Annotated in this window: 12 protein-coding genes; 5 read left to right on the plus strand and 7 right to left on the minus strand. The window is 51.6% G+C overall.

What is annotated here, in order from left to right; all coding sequences use genetic code 11:
- Positions 1–49 precede the first annotated feature (49 nt).
- Positions 50–1,000, minus strand: a complete 951-nt coding sequence (locus GZZ87_RS14355; protein ID WP_162026504.1) for a serine/threonine-protein kinase — start codon at positions 998–1,000, stop codon at positions 50–52.
- A gap of 49 nt (positions 1,001–1,049) precedes the next feature.
- Entirely contained in the window at positions 1,050–2,228 is a 1,179-nt protein-coding gene (locus GZZ87_RS14360) for a hypothetical protein (protein ID WP_162026505.1), read from the minus strand.
- 360 nt (positions 2,229–2,588) lie between these two features.
- Here GZZ87_RS14360 and GZZ87_RS14365 point away from each other — a divergent pair, with 360 nt between their 5' ends.
- Positions 2,589–3,488, plus strand: a complete 900-nt coding sequence (locus tag GZZ87_RS14365; RefSeq protein WP_162026506.1) for a uracil-DNA glycosylase — start codon at positions 2,589–2,591, stop codon at positions 3,486–3,488.
- A 77-nt stretch (positions 3,489–3,565) separates the two neighbouring features.
- On the opposite strand, the gene GZZ87_RS14370 is transcribed toward GZZ87_RS14365, so the two are convergent.
- The 5 genes from GZZ87_RS14370 to acs form a co-directional block, all read right to left on the minus strand.
- A complete protein-coding gene (locus GZZ87_RS14370) occupies positions 3,566–6,058 on the minus strand; it encodes an ATP-dependent Clp protease ATP-binding subunit (RefSeq protein WP_162026507.1) in 2,493 nt (830 codons plus the stop codon).
- A gap of 21 nt (positions 6,059–6,079) precedes the next feature.
- The gene (locus tag GZZ87_RS14375; protein WP_162026508.1) at positions 6,080–7,168 is read right to left on the minus strand and encodes a protein arginine kinase; all 1,089 of its coding nucleotides are present in this window, start codon (positions 7,166–7,168) and stop codon (positions 6,080–6,082) included.
- Positions 7,165–7,674 (minus strand): UvrB/UvrC motif-containing protein, encoded by a 510-nt coding sequence (locus GZZ87_RS14380; RefSeq protein WP_162026509.1) that lies wholly within the window; start codon positions 7,672–7,674, stop codon positions 7,165–7,167. Before GZZ87_RS14380 ends, GZZ87_RS14375 begins: the two co-directional genes overlap by 4 nt.
- Positions 7,675–7,853: 179 nt before the next feature.
- Positions 7,854–8,720: a branched-chain-amino-acid transaminase gene (gene ilvE, locus GZZ87_RS14385; protein ID WP_162026510.1), complete on the minus strand. Its 867-nt coding sequence runs from the start codon at positions 8,718–8,720 to the stop codon at positions 7,854–7,856.
- A gap of 141 nt (positions 8,721–8,861) precedes the next feature.
- The gene (gene acs, locus GZZ87_RS14390; protein WP_244648114.1) at positions 8,862–10,826 is read right to left on the minus strand and encodes an acetate--CoA ligase; all 1,965 of its coding nucleotides are present in this window, start codon (positions 10,824–10,826) and stop codon (positions 8,862–8,864) included.
- A 215-nt stretch (positions 10,827–11,041) separates the two neighbouring features.
- Between acs and GZZ87_RS14395 the strand changes: the two genes are divergently transcribed.
- The 4 genes from GZZ87_RS14395 to GZZ87_RS14410 all read left to right on the plus strand — a co-directional run bounded on the left by GZZ87_RS14395 (position 11,042) and on the right by GZZ87_RS14410 (position 17,432).
- Positions 11,042–12,817, plus strand: coding sequence for a hypothetical protein (locus tag GZZ87_RS14395; protein WP_178106565.1), 1,776 nt, complete (start codon positions 11,042–11,044; stop codon positions 12,815–12,817).
- 92 nt (positions 12,818–12,909) lie between these two features.
- Positions 12,910–13,674, plus strand: coding sequence for an imidazole glycerol phosphate synthase subunit HisF (gene hisF / locus GZZ87_RS14400; protein ID WP_162026511.1), 765 nt, complete (start codon positions 12,910–12,912; stop codon positions 13,672–13,674).
- A 124-nt stretch (positions 13,675–13,798) separates the two neighbouring features.
- Positions 13,799–16,474, plus strand: a complete 2,676-nt coding sequence (locus GZZ87_RS14405) for a phosphoenolpyruvate carboxylase (RefSeq protein ID WP_162026512.1) — start codon at positions 13,799–13,801, stop codon at positions 16,472–16,474.
- A gap of 70 nt (positions 16,475–16,544) precedes the next feature.
- Positions 16,545–17,432: an amidohydrolase family protein gene (locus GZZ87_RS14410; protein ID WP_162026513.1), complete on the plus strand. Its 888-nt coding sequence runs from the start codon at positions 16,545–16,547 to the stop codon at positions 17,430–17,432.
- Positions 17,433–17,466: the final 34 nt, after the last annotated feature.

The raw sequence follows: 17,466 nt of genomic DNA on the forward strand, positions 1-17,466 counted from the left end.
TCAATTGAGATTGAGATAAAAAGAAAAGAGAAAGATCTCTTCAGTAAACTTAGCTAGCGGCTTGCCCCTCAGCTTTAGTGGACTCAGCGTCTTCCGATGCTTCCAAACCAGGCATCGCCTGAAGCATTTCTGATGCCGATTGAAAGCGATCCTCGGGATCATAGGCAAGGGCTTGCGCCATCCACTCATCCCACCGTGGATTGATCCCATTTACAGCACGCGTTGGTGGATCCATCGACAAGCAATGGCGACCTGTGAGCATACGATAGGTCATCAGGCCAATCGTATATAAATTACTCTGAACATCCGGACGCTTACCGACGCGTTGCTCTGGGCTATAGTATTCAAACGCGCTCAGCAAGGCAGGCAATAAGCGACTAAACCCAGGAAGCGGATCGAAAGGAGTCGGCTCCATCAAAGGGTTCTGTCGAAGCAGGTGAAAATCATCCCAAGCATGACCGATGAGGTCAGTGACACCAAGCTCTGATATTTTAACACCGTCTGCAGCGAGCAGTATGTTCGCGGGCTTCAAATTAGCATGCACCACGCCATTGGCATGCGCATGATCGAGGCCAAGCAGGAGATAATACATATAGTAGCATACTTCCTCTTCGGTCAACGCACCCTTATTGCGGCGCATCAAATCCTCTAGGGTGCGAATTTGAGTCTTCTCAGCCGTCAACTCTCCTTCGATATACTCCATGCGCAACCAGTAGAACATCTCCTCTTCGCCGAGATCATCGATCCGCAAAATATAAGGATGGTCGAGCTTCGTCTGAATACGCGCAGCTTGTTTAAATGCCTCAGCAGCTTCTTCGACAGCAAACCCCTTGGGGATCACCTTCACAGCAAACTGCTTGCCGAGGATGTCATGCTGAGCGAGGTAAACTTCGCCAATCGCACCTTTACCAACAAAACTCACGATGTGAAGGTTGCCGATATTCATACCCGACTGAAGTGAGCTAAGCTCATCGGTAAATCCCATTCCAGAAATATCCATAATCATTGAAAAGTGTTTCGTTAAATAGAAGTTAGTAACTCAGAGTGAGCTAGAAACGTTTCTTAGGCTTTGAAGGAGCCTTGATACGCGAGGGTGCGTTAGCTGCCTCAGTTCGCGCCTCTGCTGTCGCCGAGGCACCCGCTGAACCTGGTTTGCGCGGGGCCGGTGGCAATGCCGATCCAGAACCAGCCTTCACAGGCTTGCGTGGAGGAAGTTTCTTAGGAGTTGACTGATGCGGAGCACTAAACTCAACGACTGCAGGCTGTGGTTGACCAGCCTCAGGCACTTCAACTTCTGCAGTTTTCTCAGTGGACTTCACCGCTTGAGCTGCCTGCTCAGGGGTCAAATCATCCGCAGATGCAATCATGGACAACCCCGCAAGCAAAATAAAATCAAAGGTAATGAAGTTAAACAGGAAAAGCGTCAGCTCATCCCCCATTTTGCATACGTTCGCAAAACCAACTAAAGGCAACAACGCGGGCAGGAACAGCAATGAATAGACAAGCACCTGCTGCGAGGTTTCCTTTAGTTCAGGATGACGAGCCTTCGCTTTACGGAAGGCAGTCATCAAACGCGCCACTGGCACAATAAAAAGAAAACCGCCGAGCAGTGAGAAGATCAGAGCAGCATCTTCTTTGATATTTGGAATCAGCGAAATTGAAGTGCACGCAAAAATAAGGAAATAAGCGGTGGCATCAAAAATAACAGCCCCCTTCTCCGGCTTACTGCTGGGAGTCAAGAGGTAGTTCAGCACCACTGCAATCGCAGGACCGACCAAAACCCACAAGGCCACCGTCACGAACAAAGGAATGTTCCCTTCTCCTTTTAAATAATTCGCGAACAAGTATGTCGCAAAGAAGCCATACAAGGCAATCAAGCCCGAAGCAGCGGCGAGCGTCTTCGCACCTGCGACAAAACGCGCCTCAGCGACTTTCGATGCCTTGCGAAACAACACAACTGCCGCAAAACCTGCGAGGCAGAAAGTTAACACAAAGGATCCGTAGATCGCACCCTGAAATGCAGTAATCGTCTGGCCTTCAGCAGAAACCAATTCGGTGGCCGTAGTGGAAATAACTTCCGACGACTGCGTTGGCGCATCGGTCTGTAGATCATTCGATTTCGCGGACTTCGAAGATTGATCAACAGAAGTCAATAACGACGATTTCTTCGTAGATGAAGACTTAGCTACAGGTGGAATAGAGGTAAGTAGAGTGGCTTTTTCAGACATGATATGTAGAACGTTAAGGTCGATACCTAAGCGCAATGGTCAAGCCCCTTTATCGGTGGAGAACCAATCCCAGTAAAGCTACAAAAGTTAAAAAACACTTTTTTTACACTTTCTTAATGCTTCCTTAACTAAATCCTAGTGCCATTCACACTCAAAGTATAAGGTAAACATCCCACACGGAAAAAGCCGTAACATGAATTAGTTATGCATTGAACGTCAAAACACAAGAAAAATTTCCTAAATACAATAGCGGTAGCACGCATGATTGATCACACAAACTCCACAGGGCCAAGTGCCTTATTTAACCTCCAATTGAAAACTAGCTGGACGCTCCGCCCCGCTTGCTCAAAGTTCAGCTATATGTCTATAGGTCTCGATGCAGTATATGAGGAACTCAAGCGCTTACAGCTTGAAGGAATGGATCGTGTCTTCATCGAAGACCGCACCATGGCGCTGCTACAACCAGCACCGAAGCCACCTGAACCTAAAGCTCCTCGAATGACCATTGACCTGCAATCAGCAGTCAACTCCAACAGCAAACCGACCGAACTAGAGCCTAAACCAGCGCCACGCAAAAAAGCACCAGCGGTTACAATCTCCCTCCCAGAGGCACCCACAATCGAACTGCCCGACGGCGACGCGAACACCCAGATGCAGTGGCTCAAGGAACGCGTAAAAAGCTGCCCTACATGCACAGAACAGCTCAGAGAAGGCGAACAAGTGGTTTTTGGCACGGGCGCAATCAACGCAGACATCTTCTACTGCGGTGAAGCTCCAGGCGAAGAAGAAGCCGAGACAGGGAGCCCGTTTCAAGGAAAAGCAGGCGAGTTATTAACGAAAATCCTAGGCGCGATGGGACTCTCACGCGAATCAGTCTATTTGACTAATATCATGAAGTGGCGCCCCAAGCACAACAAGCCCTACGGCAATCGACCGCCCACACAGGAGGAAATGGAATTCTGCCTGCCCTATTTAAAGGCTCAAATCGAAATTGTTCAGCCGAAAGTCATCATCGGCCTCGGCAACACGACCGTGCCCGGACTACTCGGAGCAGACCCAGATCGCAAGATGGCTTCTATTCGCGGATCTTGGCAAACCTTCGAGGGAGTCCCACTGATCTTCACATTCCAACCATCCTACCTACTCTTCAACGACACAATGAAGACCAAGCGCATGGCGTGGGAAGACATGCTTAAAGCAATGGAGAAAGTCGGACTACCGATCAGCGAAAAGCAACAAGGCTACTTTCTGCCCAAGTAGCCAACTTGCAAATGACACGACTCAACAAAAAAAAGGCCGCAGTCACCTGCGGCCTTTTCGTATCAAAATCTCAAAGGCTACGAACCTGCAGCACCAGAAACTGGTTGATCTTGCTCAAAGCGCAAATGATCCCCACTGACCCCAACGCGAATCACCTCTCCGGCCTTGATGTCGCCACCAAGAATGGCCTCAGCCAAAGAGTCTTCGAGGTGACGCTCAATCGCACGACGCAACGGACGCGCACCATATTTCTCATCATACCCCTTTTCAATTAGAAAGGATTTTGCCTCATCCGAGAAGTCGAAGATCAAATCCTGTTGCTTCAAGCGGTCTGCGACATTACGCAACTCAAGCTCGACAATTGCCTTCATATCTTCGCGCCCAAGGGACTTAAAGATAACTAGTTCATTCAGACGATTTAAGAATTCCGGCTTAAAGACACGCTTCGTCTCATCGAGAATCTTCTCGCGAATCTTCTCGTATTCATTCTCACCATCGTCCTCAATTCCGAATCCCATCGACGTATTGCGCTGCAAGATCTCAGCACCGACATTGGAAGTCATAATCAAAATCGTATTACGGAAATCGATCTTACGCCCAAGGCTATCCGTGAGACGACCTTCCTCAAGCACCTGTAAAAGCAACTGGACCACGTCAGGGTGCGCTTTTTCAATTTCATCAAATAGCACTACAGAATATGGCTTACGACGAACAGCCTCGGTCAACTGGCCACCCTCCTCGTAACCCACGTAACCTGGAGGTGAACCGACAAGACGTGAAACAGCAAATTTCTCCATATATTCAGACATATCGATCTGAATAATAGCATCTTGATTGCCAAACATCTCTTCAGCCAAAACCTTAGCTAACAATGTCTTACCAACACCAGTCGGCCCAAGAAACATAAAGGATCCGATTGGGCGGCGTGGATCTTTCAAATCCGCACGTGAACGACGCAAAGCTCGAGAGACCACCTCCGTCGCGATATTCTGCCCAATCACTTCGCCCTGTAAGTGGGCTTCAAGCTTAAGCAGCTTCTTACTCTCCTTCTGCTCCATACGAGACAGAGGAATACCAGTCCATGCAGCTACGACTTCAAGCATGTCTTCTTCATCGACGACTATCTTCGTCTCCTCGCGGCTCTTCTTCCAGCTCTCAATAATGTCGACCTGCTTTTGACGAAGCTGCTTTTCTTCATCGCGGAACTTAGCCGCTTCCTCGAAGTGCTGCTTACTAATCGCATCTTCCTTCTTCGCGCAAACATCCTCAATCGTGGTATTCATATCCTCGATCTCTGGTGGTCGCTTCAAAGACTCTATGCGGGCGCGCGCGCCAGCTTCGTCCAAAATATCAATTGCTTTATCGGGCAAGAAACGAGCGGTGATATAGCGCTCAGAGAGCTTAGTCGCAAGCTCAAGCGCCGTGTCCGTAAATTTTACCTTATGGTGATCTTCGTATTTACTGCGAATCCCCTTGAGGATCAGAATAGTATCTTCGATCGACGGAGCCTCGACCTTGACCGATTGAAAACGACGATCCAAGGCACTGTCTTTTTCGATGTATTTACGATACTCGGCCAGTGTCGTAGCACCGATGCACTGCAATTCCCCACGGCTCAGTGCCGGTTTGAAAATATTCGACGCATCCATCGCACCTTCAGCTGCGCCTGCGCCCACGATAGTATGAAGCTCATCGATGAAGATGATTACATTCTTCGCACGGCGAATCTCATCCATCACCGCCTTGATGCGCTCCTCAAACTGGCCACGATACTTTGTGCCAGCTACCATTAACGCCAGATCCAGCGTGATCACACGCTTATCGACGAGAATCTCAGGAACCACTCCAGAGGCGATTTCGAGCGCAAGGCCCTCGACAATTGCAGTCTTACCGACTCCTGCTTCACCGATCAGCACCGGATTACTCTTAGTGCGACGGCATAAAATTTGAACGACACGACGGATTTCATCCTTACGGCCAATAACAGGATCCAACTCCCCCTTCTTGGCCAACTCTGTTAAATCGCGACCAAACGCCTTAAGCGCAGGGGTCTTCGCATCCTTCTTATCCTCAGGCGCGCCGGCTGTCGCACCACCAGCGGAAGCCTCCTCAGGCTCGCCAGTAAAATTCGGATCGAGTTCGGATAAAATTTCATTACGGCAGCGCTCGATATCGACTTCGAGGGACTTCAGGACACGAGCGGCAACGCCCTCACCTTCACGCAGCAGCCCTAGCAAGATATGCTCCGTGCCGACATACGAGTGGTTCAGCGCCTTCGCCTCTTTACCTGCGAGCGCTAGCACTTTTTTAACACGTGGAGTATAAGGAATATTACCAGAAGGCTTGCTTTCTGGGCCAGTGCCCACCTGTTTCTCAACCGCAGAGCGAACAGTTTGCAGGTCGAGCCCCATCTTTTGAAGCACGTTAACTGCGACTCCCTGTCCAAGATTAATTAGGCCAAGAAGCAAGTGCTCCGTCCCCACGTAGTTGTGGTGAAAGCGATCCGCTTCCTTACGGGCTAAAGCGAGAACTTGTTGAGCGCGAGGGGTGAAGTTATTCATTGGTTCCATCTTATTGTCGTTTCCTATGGGTTATTCCGATTCTTCAAGTTTGTCAAAAGCTAGAGCCGGTAGGTTCGCAAATTCTTCCCTAAGTTTATTCGCACGCGCAATATCGCGCGCATCGGGCTCGATTCCTTCGTGAGCAGCATACTGCACATGCCCTGGCTGGCACTCAATCACAAGCCGATCAACATCGGCACGGCTTGACTCAGGCAACATTCCAAAATCTACCGCGAGACGAATAAAGGAAAGTAAGTTTAGCGCCTCATCTGAGGAAATAACGTGCGAATTTCTAAGGATTCCAGAAGCGCGGCCAATCTGATCCAGCATCTTCGCGCGATTCTCTTCGAGATACTTACAACGTGCATTCAACTCGTGGTCGATGATCGTCTTCAGCACATTGGCCAAACGCTCAAGGATCTCAGTTTCACTCTCTCCAAGCGTCTGCTGATTCGATATCTGAAAAATGTGCCCACTCGCATCTGAACCTTCACCAAAGAGCCCCCGCACCGTGATCCCGAGCTGATTCACCGCGCGAATGACACGCTCCATTTGCCCCGCAATCACCAAGCCCGGAAGATGCATCATCACTGAAGCACGTAGGCCAGTGCCCAAATTCGTCGGACATGCGGTTAGATACCCAAAATCAGGCGAAAATGCCACATCGATCGTCTTCTCCAGCTCCGAGTCAAACGCATCAATTAACTTCCAGACTGACTTTAAATTGAAGCCCGTCTTCAGAAACTGAATACGCAGGTGATCCTCCTCATTAATCATCACCGAGCAAGTCTGCCCCTTGTTGATATACACGCCAGTGCCCTCTTCGCCGTCACACAATTCACGACTAATCAAATGACGCTCCACCAGCACTTGCTTCTCCAAGGCGGTGAGATCAGAAATATCGAGAAATGTGCCTTTATCCATCTGCGGCAACGCACTGATTTGATCGGTGCAACGAGTGAGCACATCACGGCGCTGTAAAACATCCGCACGCTCAGGAAACGGTGAGCCAACCAAATTACGAGCAAGTCGAATACGAGTGCTTAGCACCACAGGAGCGGCCTTCTTTGCCGCCTGCACGAGTTCCGCGCAATCATCATTAATAAGTGACTCGATCATTTAGGCGATACCTCCAGCTCATTAGCCTCCTTAATCGCTTTGATCTGATCGCGGAACTTTGCTGCTTCCTCATAGGCTTCCTCAGCGACCGCACGTGCCAGCGCATCGTGCAAGTTCTTTAACTGTATCTTGCTCGATTGTCGACTCAACGCGACAGTAGGCACCTTGCCCTTATGCGTCGTGCCAGCATGCATATCTTCAAGCACTGGAAGCACCAATGCTTTAAAAACTTCAAAACACTCAGAGCAACCAAGCCGACCAGTGACACGAAAGTCAGCCGTCCCTTGACCACAGTTCGGACACACCTCCTGCGCCTCCCCTGAAGTCGGAGCAAGCGGGGTCTTCGATAGCATATCTGCCAACGAAAAACCCTCTGGGTCAGTCACACCTTTCTTCTGGGCACAAGACTCACATAGATCCACTTTGTGGATCTTGTTGTTCACGATCTGCGTCAGATGCACGGTCGCCTCTTTATTACAGATGCTGCACTTCAGATTATCAGCCATAGTTTAAATAGTATAAAAGTCGGGATGCTTAGCAAAGCGAAAGATCAAATTCACCATACTCTAATGAGGTAAGCCAGCAGGTTTGCAGACTTTAGACAGTCTACAGCAAAAGTTGTGCCCATGGCCTAGAAAACACCCGAGTCATCAAATTACCCAAGTCGATCTAGGCCAGACACATCTTAAAGCATGGTGCCCTCGATCGACACGCGACGATGGAAACTCTCGAGGAATTTCGCAGTAATCGGGCCGGGCTTGCCATCACCAATCACACGCGCATCAATTTCAACAATCGGCACGATCTCAGCGGCAGTTCCAGTCAAGAAAACCTCGTCAGCCACCCAGACATCATAACGCGTCATGTTCGCCTCACGCCAAGGAATACCCAACTCATCAGCAATCGCCAATGCAGTATCACGAGTAATCCCCTTCAAGGCACCAGAACTCGCTGCTGGCGTAATCAACTCACCCTTGTGGACGATAAAGACATTATCACCTGTGCACTCTGCAATGTAGCCCTGATCATTCAGCATAATCGCTTCATGATAGCCGAGGTGCTGCGCTTCGATCTTAGCGAGAATGTTATTCAAGTAGTTGAGCGACTTAACCGCTGGCGGCAGTGCCGATGGGTTACAACGACGCGTCGGCACAGTGATGATCTTCAAGCCATTGTCGTAAAATTCCTGCGGATAGAGTTGAATCGTATCAGCGATGATAATCAGCTGTGGCTTATCGCAGTTTTTGATCGACAGTCCTAGGCTACCGACACCACGCGTTACGACCAAACGGATATAGCCGTTTTTCAAGCCATTCGCACGGCAGGTTTCGCATACCGCATCCGAAATCTCTTGGCGCGTCCAAGACAGCTCCAACATGATCGCTTTCGCAGAATACTCCAAGCGCTCCAAATGCTCATCGAGCTTAAACACGCAGCCGTCATAGAGGCGGATGCCCTCGAAAATACCGTCACCGTAAAGTAGCCCATGGTCGAAAACCGAGACTTTCGCCTCGTCTTGATCGACCAACTTATCGTTCATATAAATCTTCATAAAACCAGCGATGATGGAGGCGAAATTCGTTTTGTCTAGCCTCCATCGCGCTTCAAAGGCGAGTTCTCCACAAAAAAAGCCCTGCTGAAATATCCAGCAGGGCTTTTGCGCAAAAAAAAAAACGAAACGAGACCGAGAGCACTAGGACTCTTCGTATTGCCGACGAAGTTCCTCGACCACGCTCGGATCCGCCAAAGTTGTGGTATTCCCAAGCTCTTTGCCTTCAGCAATGTCACGCAACAAGCGACGCATAATCTTACCGGAACGTGTCTTTGGCAGGTCACTGGAAAACAGGATCCGCTCGGGTCGCGCAAACTTGCCAATCCTCTTGTCGATCATCGCAACAAGCTCCTTGCTCAACTGATCGTCATGCGAACGCCCCTTAATGACCGTGACAAAGGCAATCAGCCCCTGTCCTTTTATCTCATGCGACACGCCGACCACCGCAGATTCTGCAACATCCTGGTGCTCAACAAAAACACTCTCCAACTCGGCAGTGCCAATCCGGTGACCAGACACATTCACGACATCATCGACACGACCCAAAATCCAAATGTAGCCATCTTCATCACGCCGAGCTCCGTCACCAGGGAAATAATACTGACCGCCCCACTTACACCAATACGTGTCCTTAAAGCGCTGCTCATCTCCATAAATACCGCGCAACATACCTGGCCATGGTTGCTTGATCGCAAGAATGCCGGCCGCCACTTCCTTGCCATCGTCAGTCAGAATAGCTGGCTCGACACCAAAAAAGGGAACCGTCGCACACCCTGGCTTCGTCGGAGTCGCCCCCGGCATCGGCGTAAGCATGTGCCCTCCCGTTTCAGTCTGCCACCAAGTGTCCACAATCGGACACTTTTCGCCACCAATCACCTTATGATACCACATCCACGCTTCGGGATTAATCGGCTCACCAACCGTGCCAAGTAAGCGCAAACTGGACAGGTTGTATTTCTCAGGCCATTGATCGCCCCACTTCATAAACGCGCGAATTGCAGTCGGTGCAGTATAGAAAATCGTAGCACGATATTTTTCAATGATATCCCAGAAGCGGCCCTCATTAGGCGTATCAGGAGCACCCTCATAAACAATCTGAGTGGCAGCACACTGCATCGGCCCATAGACAATGTAACTATGCCCCGTAACCCAACCCACGTCTGCGGTGCACCAATAGACGTCCTCCGGCTTCATATCGAAAATATACTTCGTTGTCTGCTGCGTGTAGACCATATATCCGGCAGTCGTGTGAATAATGCCCTTAGGCTTCCCAGTCGTGCCACTAGTATATAGAAGGAAGAGCATATCCTCAGCTTCCATTTCCTCGCAGGGGCAGTCGATTGGTTGCTCTTGAACCAGACGATGATACCAATGGTCGCGACCTTCCTTCACATGACAAGGGAACGGCTCGCCATGCGCCCGCTTAACGATCACTACGTCCGTTACAGTCTCAGCACCTTCAAGCGCCTCATCGACAATACTCTTGAGCGGCAAGACGCGACCACGACGCCAACCGCCGTCCGCAGTAATGACACACTTCGCACCACAGTCATTGACCCGGTCGCGAATCGACTCTGCCGAAAATCCGGCAAAAATCACCGTATGAACCGCACCAATTCGCGCACAAGCGAGCAAAGCCAGCGCGAGCTCTGGAACCATCGGCAAATAGATTGCAACTCGATCGCCTTTCTTAATTCCAATCTGCTTGAGGCCATTCGCAAACTTACACACCTCACGATGCACATCCTGATACGTCAGCACCCGAGTCTCACCAGGTTCACCTTCCCAGATAATCGCAGCCTTGTTACGATTCGGCCCGTCCAGATGGCGATCGACACAGTTATAACACACATTTGTGCGGGCACCGGAAAACCACTTATAAAAGGGAGCCCCCGAAGCATCGAGCACGGAGTCCCATTTTTTAAACCAATGCAAATCCTCCGCTGCCTCAGCCCAGAAGGCCTCGGGATCTTCAATGCTTTTCTCGTAGAGAAAAGCATACTCTTCCATACTACTAATGTGTGCATTTTCAGCAAAAGCGGCTGGAGGTGAGAATTTCCGGTTCTCGTGCGAGACGGATTCCATCGAGGAAGAGTCAGTCGACATAGTAATTATTGGGAGTTGAGGGGCAGTAGAACATCTAGAGGCACGCGTTAGCACATCTAATGAAGAAATTACGAGCGAATGTATCACCGCTTTAAGGTCAATGACTTTCGCGAAATAATGCCCGTTTTTCAGTCTTTCCCGAAAGCTATTGACAAGCCCCTAGACGCAGAGCATCAAAACCTGCTCTCCGCGTTAAAATGACGCGCTTTCGATTAATGGAAAATTTTGCAGATCAGTGCCTCGATATGGCCCAGTCAATACTGGGACATAATCTCGAATCGATCAGTGAACAGGGAACTATCTCTCCTGTTGCTGGTGAAAACAGTCGCCACGACGAACCTGGACACGCCGCCCTTGCGATCGGTGAGTATTACCGGGCAACGAACGAAACAACGCTTGGTGAGTATGACTTAGTCGACCTCACCGCCCGTTGCGTTACCGCTCAGGTATTTACCGAGGAAGAACACGAGAATGGCCTAGCCTACTCGGCGCTCGGCCTACTATCATTCGGCCCAGCCAAGGATCGTAACCCAGTATGGGAGCGCCTACTCGACCCAACTCGCGAACAACTCGACAAGCAATTGCTCGAGCGCAGCGACTACGACAACCACTTTCAAAGCTTCAACATCGCCAAGGCGGTGACACGCTTCAGCCTCGGTTTATCTAAGAAGGACGAGACAGGCCGCCTGATCGACCGCTTCCTTGAGCGCATCGAATCAACATCTTCTACAGGCTACTTCGATGATGCCAGTGGCGAAGAAGGCAAGCTGAGCGGCGCATTCGACATCTACGGTGTCCTTAGCTTCGTATTCATCCGCCAATCACTTCAGCTTCACTCAAATCTCCACCTACGTGAACGCAAGCTTCCGAGCCTGCGCACTTACTCCGAGAAATACTTGAAGCTCATCCCTGATCTTGCACGTCAAGACGGCACAGGCTTCGCTTATGGACGCTCACTCGGCGCCTACGGCCAAATGCACTGCATTAGCCTCATCCTTCAAGCACTTCGTGATGGATGGGTCGCCGACAATCAGCGCGATCTCTACACAGATACCGTGCGCCGCTTGTTCATGAATTTCTTCGCAACATACCTTGACCAAGAACATGGTTACTTGGTCATCCGCGATGACGAACGCGACACAGTGCCTTACCATACCACACGTATGGCTAACTTCGACGCAGCTCGTTACCTCTGCCAATGGGCACGTCTCGCACGCGCCACAAAGGGAAGCGCCTCTCCATCAGCACCCGTGGCACCGCGTAAAGTCGCGCGCTACGTCAGCTTCGACAAGTCGCACAAAAAGGAACAAGGTCTCTTCGTTTATCAAGATCCTGACTCTGGTCTAGCAGTTCAATTGCCGCTCATCGCTTCTGGCGAACAAGGCAAAGGCACTTCCGACTACCTCGCCTTCCCACACTCACCTGGCATCTTCGACTGGCCTGTAGATAAATATCTACCGATCATGATGCCCGAGTTGACCTTCGGCGACCACGTCATCGTGCCATCTTTCTACGGTAAGAACTGCACCACTTCGATGGGTCTGCGCAATGCACTCACGTTCAAGTATGATCAGCCAGAGCTCATCACTAAGGACGAAAAAATCGTCCCAGGTCTTGGCAGCTGTAAGGTCATGTGGTCCTTCAAGGGCGGCGTCATCAATTGCGAATTCTGCTTCACAGTAAAACAGCAAGTGCAGCTTGATCGCATGCGCTATATCTTAGCGATCGCATCGCCACACAGTCGTTACCGTGTCGGCACCTCCTTCACTCTCGGCGAAGAAGGTCACCGCACCAACGTCATCAAAGACGACTTCCAAGCAGAATGGAAAGAGCTCGACGTTGTAACCGAAGATCCTGAATTCCGCACTTACTACGGTAACATGCACTACTTGCAAATCCTTGAGCGTGATCATCCATTGACCATGCGCCCTGGTATGCAATATCGCCTCGCGCTCTCTTTCGAGCCGGACATTGCATTTGCTGACGAATAAGTCTTCGTTTCAAACAAATTTCAGAATGCCGCAACCCTCAGTTTGCGGCATTCTTTATTTACAGAGATCCACTCCGATATTTAGTTTCTGCCATGCTCTCAGTCCGTATTATTCCCTGCCTAGATGTTCATGAAGGTCGCGTCGTCAAAGGCGTGAACTTTGTCAATTTGATCGATGCTGGCGATCCCGTCGAACAAGCCAAAGCCTACGAACTACAAGGCGCCGACGAACTCGTGTTCCTCGACATCACTGCATCCAGCGATGAGCGCAATACCATGATCGACGTGGTCAAACGCACCGCCGACCAATGCTTCATGCCACTCACCGTCGGTGGCGGGCTACGCAATGTAGAAAACATTCGCGACATGCTCAATGCTGGAGCTGATAAGGTCAGCCTCAACACTGCAGCCATCCTCAATCCAGATCTCATCCTCGAAGCATCCTCGAAGTTCGGCAATCAGTGTATCGTCGTCGCAATCGATGCCAAGCGCGTCGAAGGCGAAGCGAATCGTTGGGAAGTCTACACCCATGGCGGCCGCAACAACACCGGCCTCGATGCAGTCGAATGGGCAAAGAAAGTCGTATCACTGGGCGCAGGTGAAATTCTACTCACCAGCATGGACTCTGACGGCACGAAGGCAGGCTTCGACAACGGATTAAACAAGGCGGTCAGTGACGCGGTCGAAGTGCCTGTGATCGCTTCCGGCGGAGCAGGCACACTCGACCACATGGCCGACGCGATTACCGAAGGAAACACTAGCGCCGTGCTTGCCGCATCTATTTTCCACTTTGGCACCTTCACGATTCGTGAAGCTAAAGAGCATCTACAAAGTCGCGGCCTCCCCGTGCGCCTGTAAGTCGGCACCATCCCATTAAAACCGTCGTAATAAAACGACGGAATTCAATTAACGTGCCTAATTGGCACGAAAAGCGCATCCAATAGTTGCAGAGACTATAGTTTCGTATAGCTACCCACATCGAATGACCGCATCTACCAAAAAAAAATTCTTACAACTCGTTGAACAAGGCCTAGCACAGGTCGATGAAGAGCACACATACCTCGCCCAAGCATTCGTCGACGTGCTCACTTCGATGGGCGAAGATCGTGCGGCGCAATTAATCAAAGGTCGCCTCAAGTCCGCCTCTCCTGACTTGCTAGACGACAGTTGCGTGCAGGCAATCTCGTTCTACTTTCAATTGCTTAACTTGGCAGAAGAAAATGTGGCCAACAGCATACGTCGCACCCGTGAGGCACAACTCGGCATGTCCGCCGAACCAGGGCACTGGGGACACTATCTCAGCCGCTTAAAAGAAGCACGCATCGCACCCGATGTCGTTCGCGGCCAACTCAATGACCTTTGGGTCGAAGCCGTCTTCACCAAACACCCGACCGAGGCAAAGCGTTGGTCGGTGCTCGGCATTCACCGCGAAATCGTCCGCCTACTGCGCCAGCGCGAAAGCGACCGCACTCCACGCGAAGCAGAGCAAAGCGCAGAACAGATACGAGCCATCATCGAGCGCCTCTGGCTCACCGGCGAGATCTACATGCACAAGCCACAGATCAAGGATGAGCTAGACAACCTACTCTACTACCTGCGCGAAGTTTTCCCACAGGTCTTTGGTTTACTCGACGAAAACCTTGAGCACGCGTGGACAGAGACCTGGCCGCAAGAAGCCCCACTCGACTACACCGAATTGCCACACCTACAATTCGGCTCATGGGTCGGCGGCGACCGCGATGGCCACCCGCTCGTCACTTCAACAGTGACAGAAGAAACTTTAGAGACAATGCGCGCCACCGCAGTGCAGATCGTGCGTGCTCGCCTCGACGACCTAGCGCAGCAACTCACACTCACCGAAGCACGCAGCACATGCCCGACTGCGGTATTAAAACAAATCAAACGCTGGGGCGGCGATCACAATACCCAAGAACCATGGCGCATCTTCGTCATGCAACTCGCACAGCAAATCGACACATTCTCAGAGGCCGAATTACGCGGACATCTGGAAAACTTGATCGGTTGGCTCGAAGAGACCGGCGCCCACCGCTGCGTCCACAGTTACGTGCGCCCCATCCTTCGCTTGCTCGACAGTATCGGACTCCACCTAGCCCGCATCGATATTCGTCAGAATAGTGAATTCTACGAAAAAGCGCTCGGTCAAATGATGGTCGCCGCTGGCGTCAAAAATGGCCAACAATTCGCAAAATGGCCCGAGGCGCAAAAACTCGAATTCCTCAATCAAGAACTTCAAACCCCGCGCCCACTCACGCATGCCTCCATGCCATTGCCCAAAGAGGCAACTGAAGCCCGCGAAACACTCGCAGTTGTCGCGCGTCACATTAAGGTGCATGGCACCAATGGTGTAGGCGCACTGATCGTCAGCATGACCAGAAACCTCTGCGACTTGCTCACCGTCTACGTGCTCGCGAAAGAAGTCGGCCTCACCTACCAAGAAGACGGCCAACTACGCTGCATGCTCCCAGTTGTGCCACTCTTCGAAACATACGAGGATCTTGAAGCCGCACCAGGTATCTCCGATGCATTCCTATCGCACCCGTGCACACGTCAAAGCCTGCGTATCGGCACGTCCGAAGCCACTCCGCGCTTCATTATCATGCTCGGCTATAGCGATAGTAACAAAGACACTGGCATCCTCGCCAGCCAATGGATCCTCAAGAGCGCTCAGAGCAAGCTAGTCGAAGTCGGCGTCGACCATGGCGTCAAAATCACATTTTTCCACGGCCGTGGTGGCACCGTCGGTCGCGGCGCTGGCCCTACGCACCGCTTCCTTGAAGCACTGCCAGAAGGCTCACTCAACGGTGGCCTGCGTGTGACTGAACAAGGCGAAGTCATCGCCCAGAAATACAACACCAAGGCCACTGCCACCGCAAATTTGGAATGGCTCCTCGCAGGCAGCTTAGGTGCTCAATTACTCGCCCCTAAAATTGCTGCCAACGAACTGGTCGACCATGCAATGGAACGCCTCGCGAAGCTATCGCGTGCCGCCTATCGTGAACTGCTCGACGCAGACGGCTTCATGCAATTCTACCGTGAGGCCACACCAATTGATGCCATCGAGCAAAGTCGTATCGGCTCACGTCCGTCACGCCGCACCGGCAAGGCGAGTCTAGAACTCTCCGATTTGCGCGCCATTCCGTGGGTCTTCAGCTGGAACCAATCACGCTTCTACGTGCCAGGTTGGTATGGTGTCGGCAGCGCCCTCGATGCACTCGAAGCCGAAAATCCAGAAGCCTACGTCGCGATCCAGAACAACTTACAAAACACTCCATTCCTACGCTATGTATTTTACAACGTAGAGAGCAGCATCAGCAGTTCAGACGAGAAATGGATGCGCTCCTACGCCAGCCTGGTGCAAGACACCAAAATCCGTAAACGTCTGCTCAAGCAGATCCTCGACGAGCGTAAGCGCACCATCGAGCAGCTAGGTAAACTCTTCAAGCGCTCATTGCCAGAGCGTCGTCCACGCTTCTATAAAACACTCGATGAGCGTAACGTGCCACTCGCAGCTCTGCATAAGAAGCAAATCGAGCTGCTTCAGTTATTACGCAGCGGCACAACCAACGATGCCGCAGCGACTGACCACCTACTACGCGTTGTCAATGCCATCGCCGCAGGCTTACGCACGACTGGTTAACGCACAGGTTGCCAGTCACAGTTTCGGATTCCGATTTTCGTAAAACTCAGCTACAGTTCCCACAGTGAACATGATCGACAGCCACACCCATTGCTACCCACCCGAACTCGAGGTGGATCCGCGTGGGTGGGCTGAGGCACGTGGCGAACCACACTGGGCGGATCTCGTGGCTCCACTGGATCGCCCCTCGATCCAAGGCTGGGCCAGCCCCGAGCAAACACTTCAGGCGATGGACGCCGCAGGTGTGTCACAGTCGGTGTTACTCGGCTGGTATTGGGAAAACGAACACAATTGCCGTTGGCAGAACGAAGTCATCGCACAGTGGATCGCAACCGCCCCCGAACGCTTTATAGGCTTTGCTGCGATCCACCCAGGCAGTTCAGCGAAGAGTGTGATCGCTCAATGCGAATTCGCTCGGAGCCTTGGGCTACGTGGTGTTGGCGAAGTCCACCCAGGCATTCAGAACTTCAATTCCTCCAGCGAAGGTTGGCAGGCTCTAGCCGATTGGTGCGTCGCGCACAACTGGCCCATCAACTGCCACGCCACTGAAGCCGTCGGACACGACCACCCCGGCAGTGTGCCGACACCGCTGAACGATTTCCTACGCATGGCCGAAGCACACCCCGAGCTGAAGCTCATCCTTGCACACTGGGGCGGCGGACTCGCTTTCTTCGAGCTCAATCCCCGCCTGCGTAAAGTGCTGAAAAATGTCACCTACGATACGTCAGCCACGCCTCTCCTCTACGAGTCATCCATCTTCCGCCGCATGATCGAGATCATCGGGTCTGAAAAGATTCTATTCGGCTCCGACTTCCCGCTGCGTGTCTATCCGCGCACACAAAAGACGCCCGACATCGCGAGCTTTCTCAATGCGATTCGAAACGAAGCCGAATTAAGCGACGACGAACTCCAAGCGATCACGCACAAAAACATGCGTCGCTTACTCGGAGAAATGTAGGGGCACTCCTTGGGGCGACCGCGCAGGCAGTTTA

It is taken from the genome of Lentimonas sp. CC4 (assembly GCF_902728235.1).
Classification (GTDB): domain Bacteria; phylum Verrucomicrobiota; class Verrucomicrobiia; order Opitutales; family Coraliomargaritaceae; genus Lentimonas.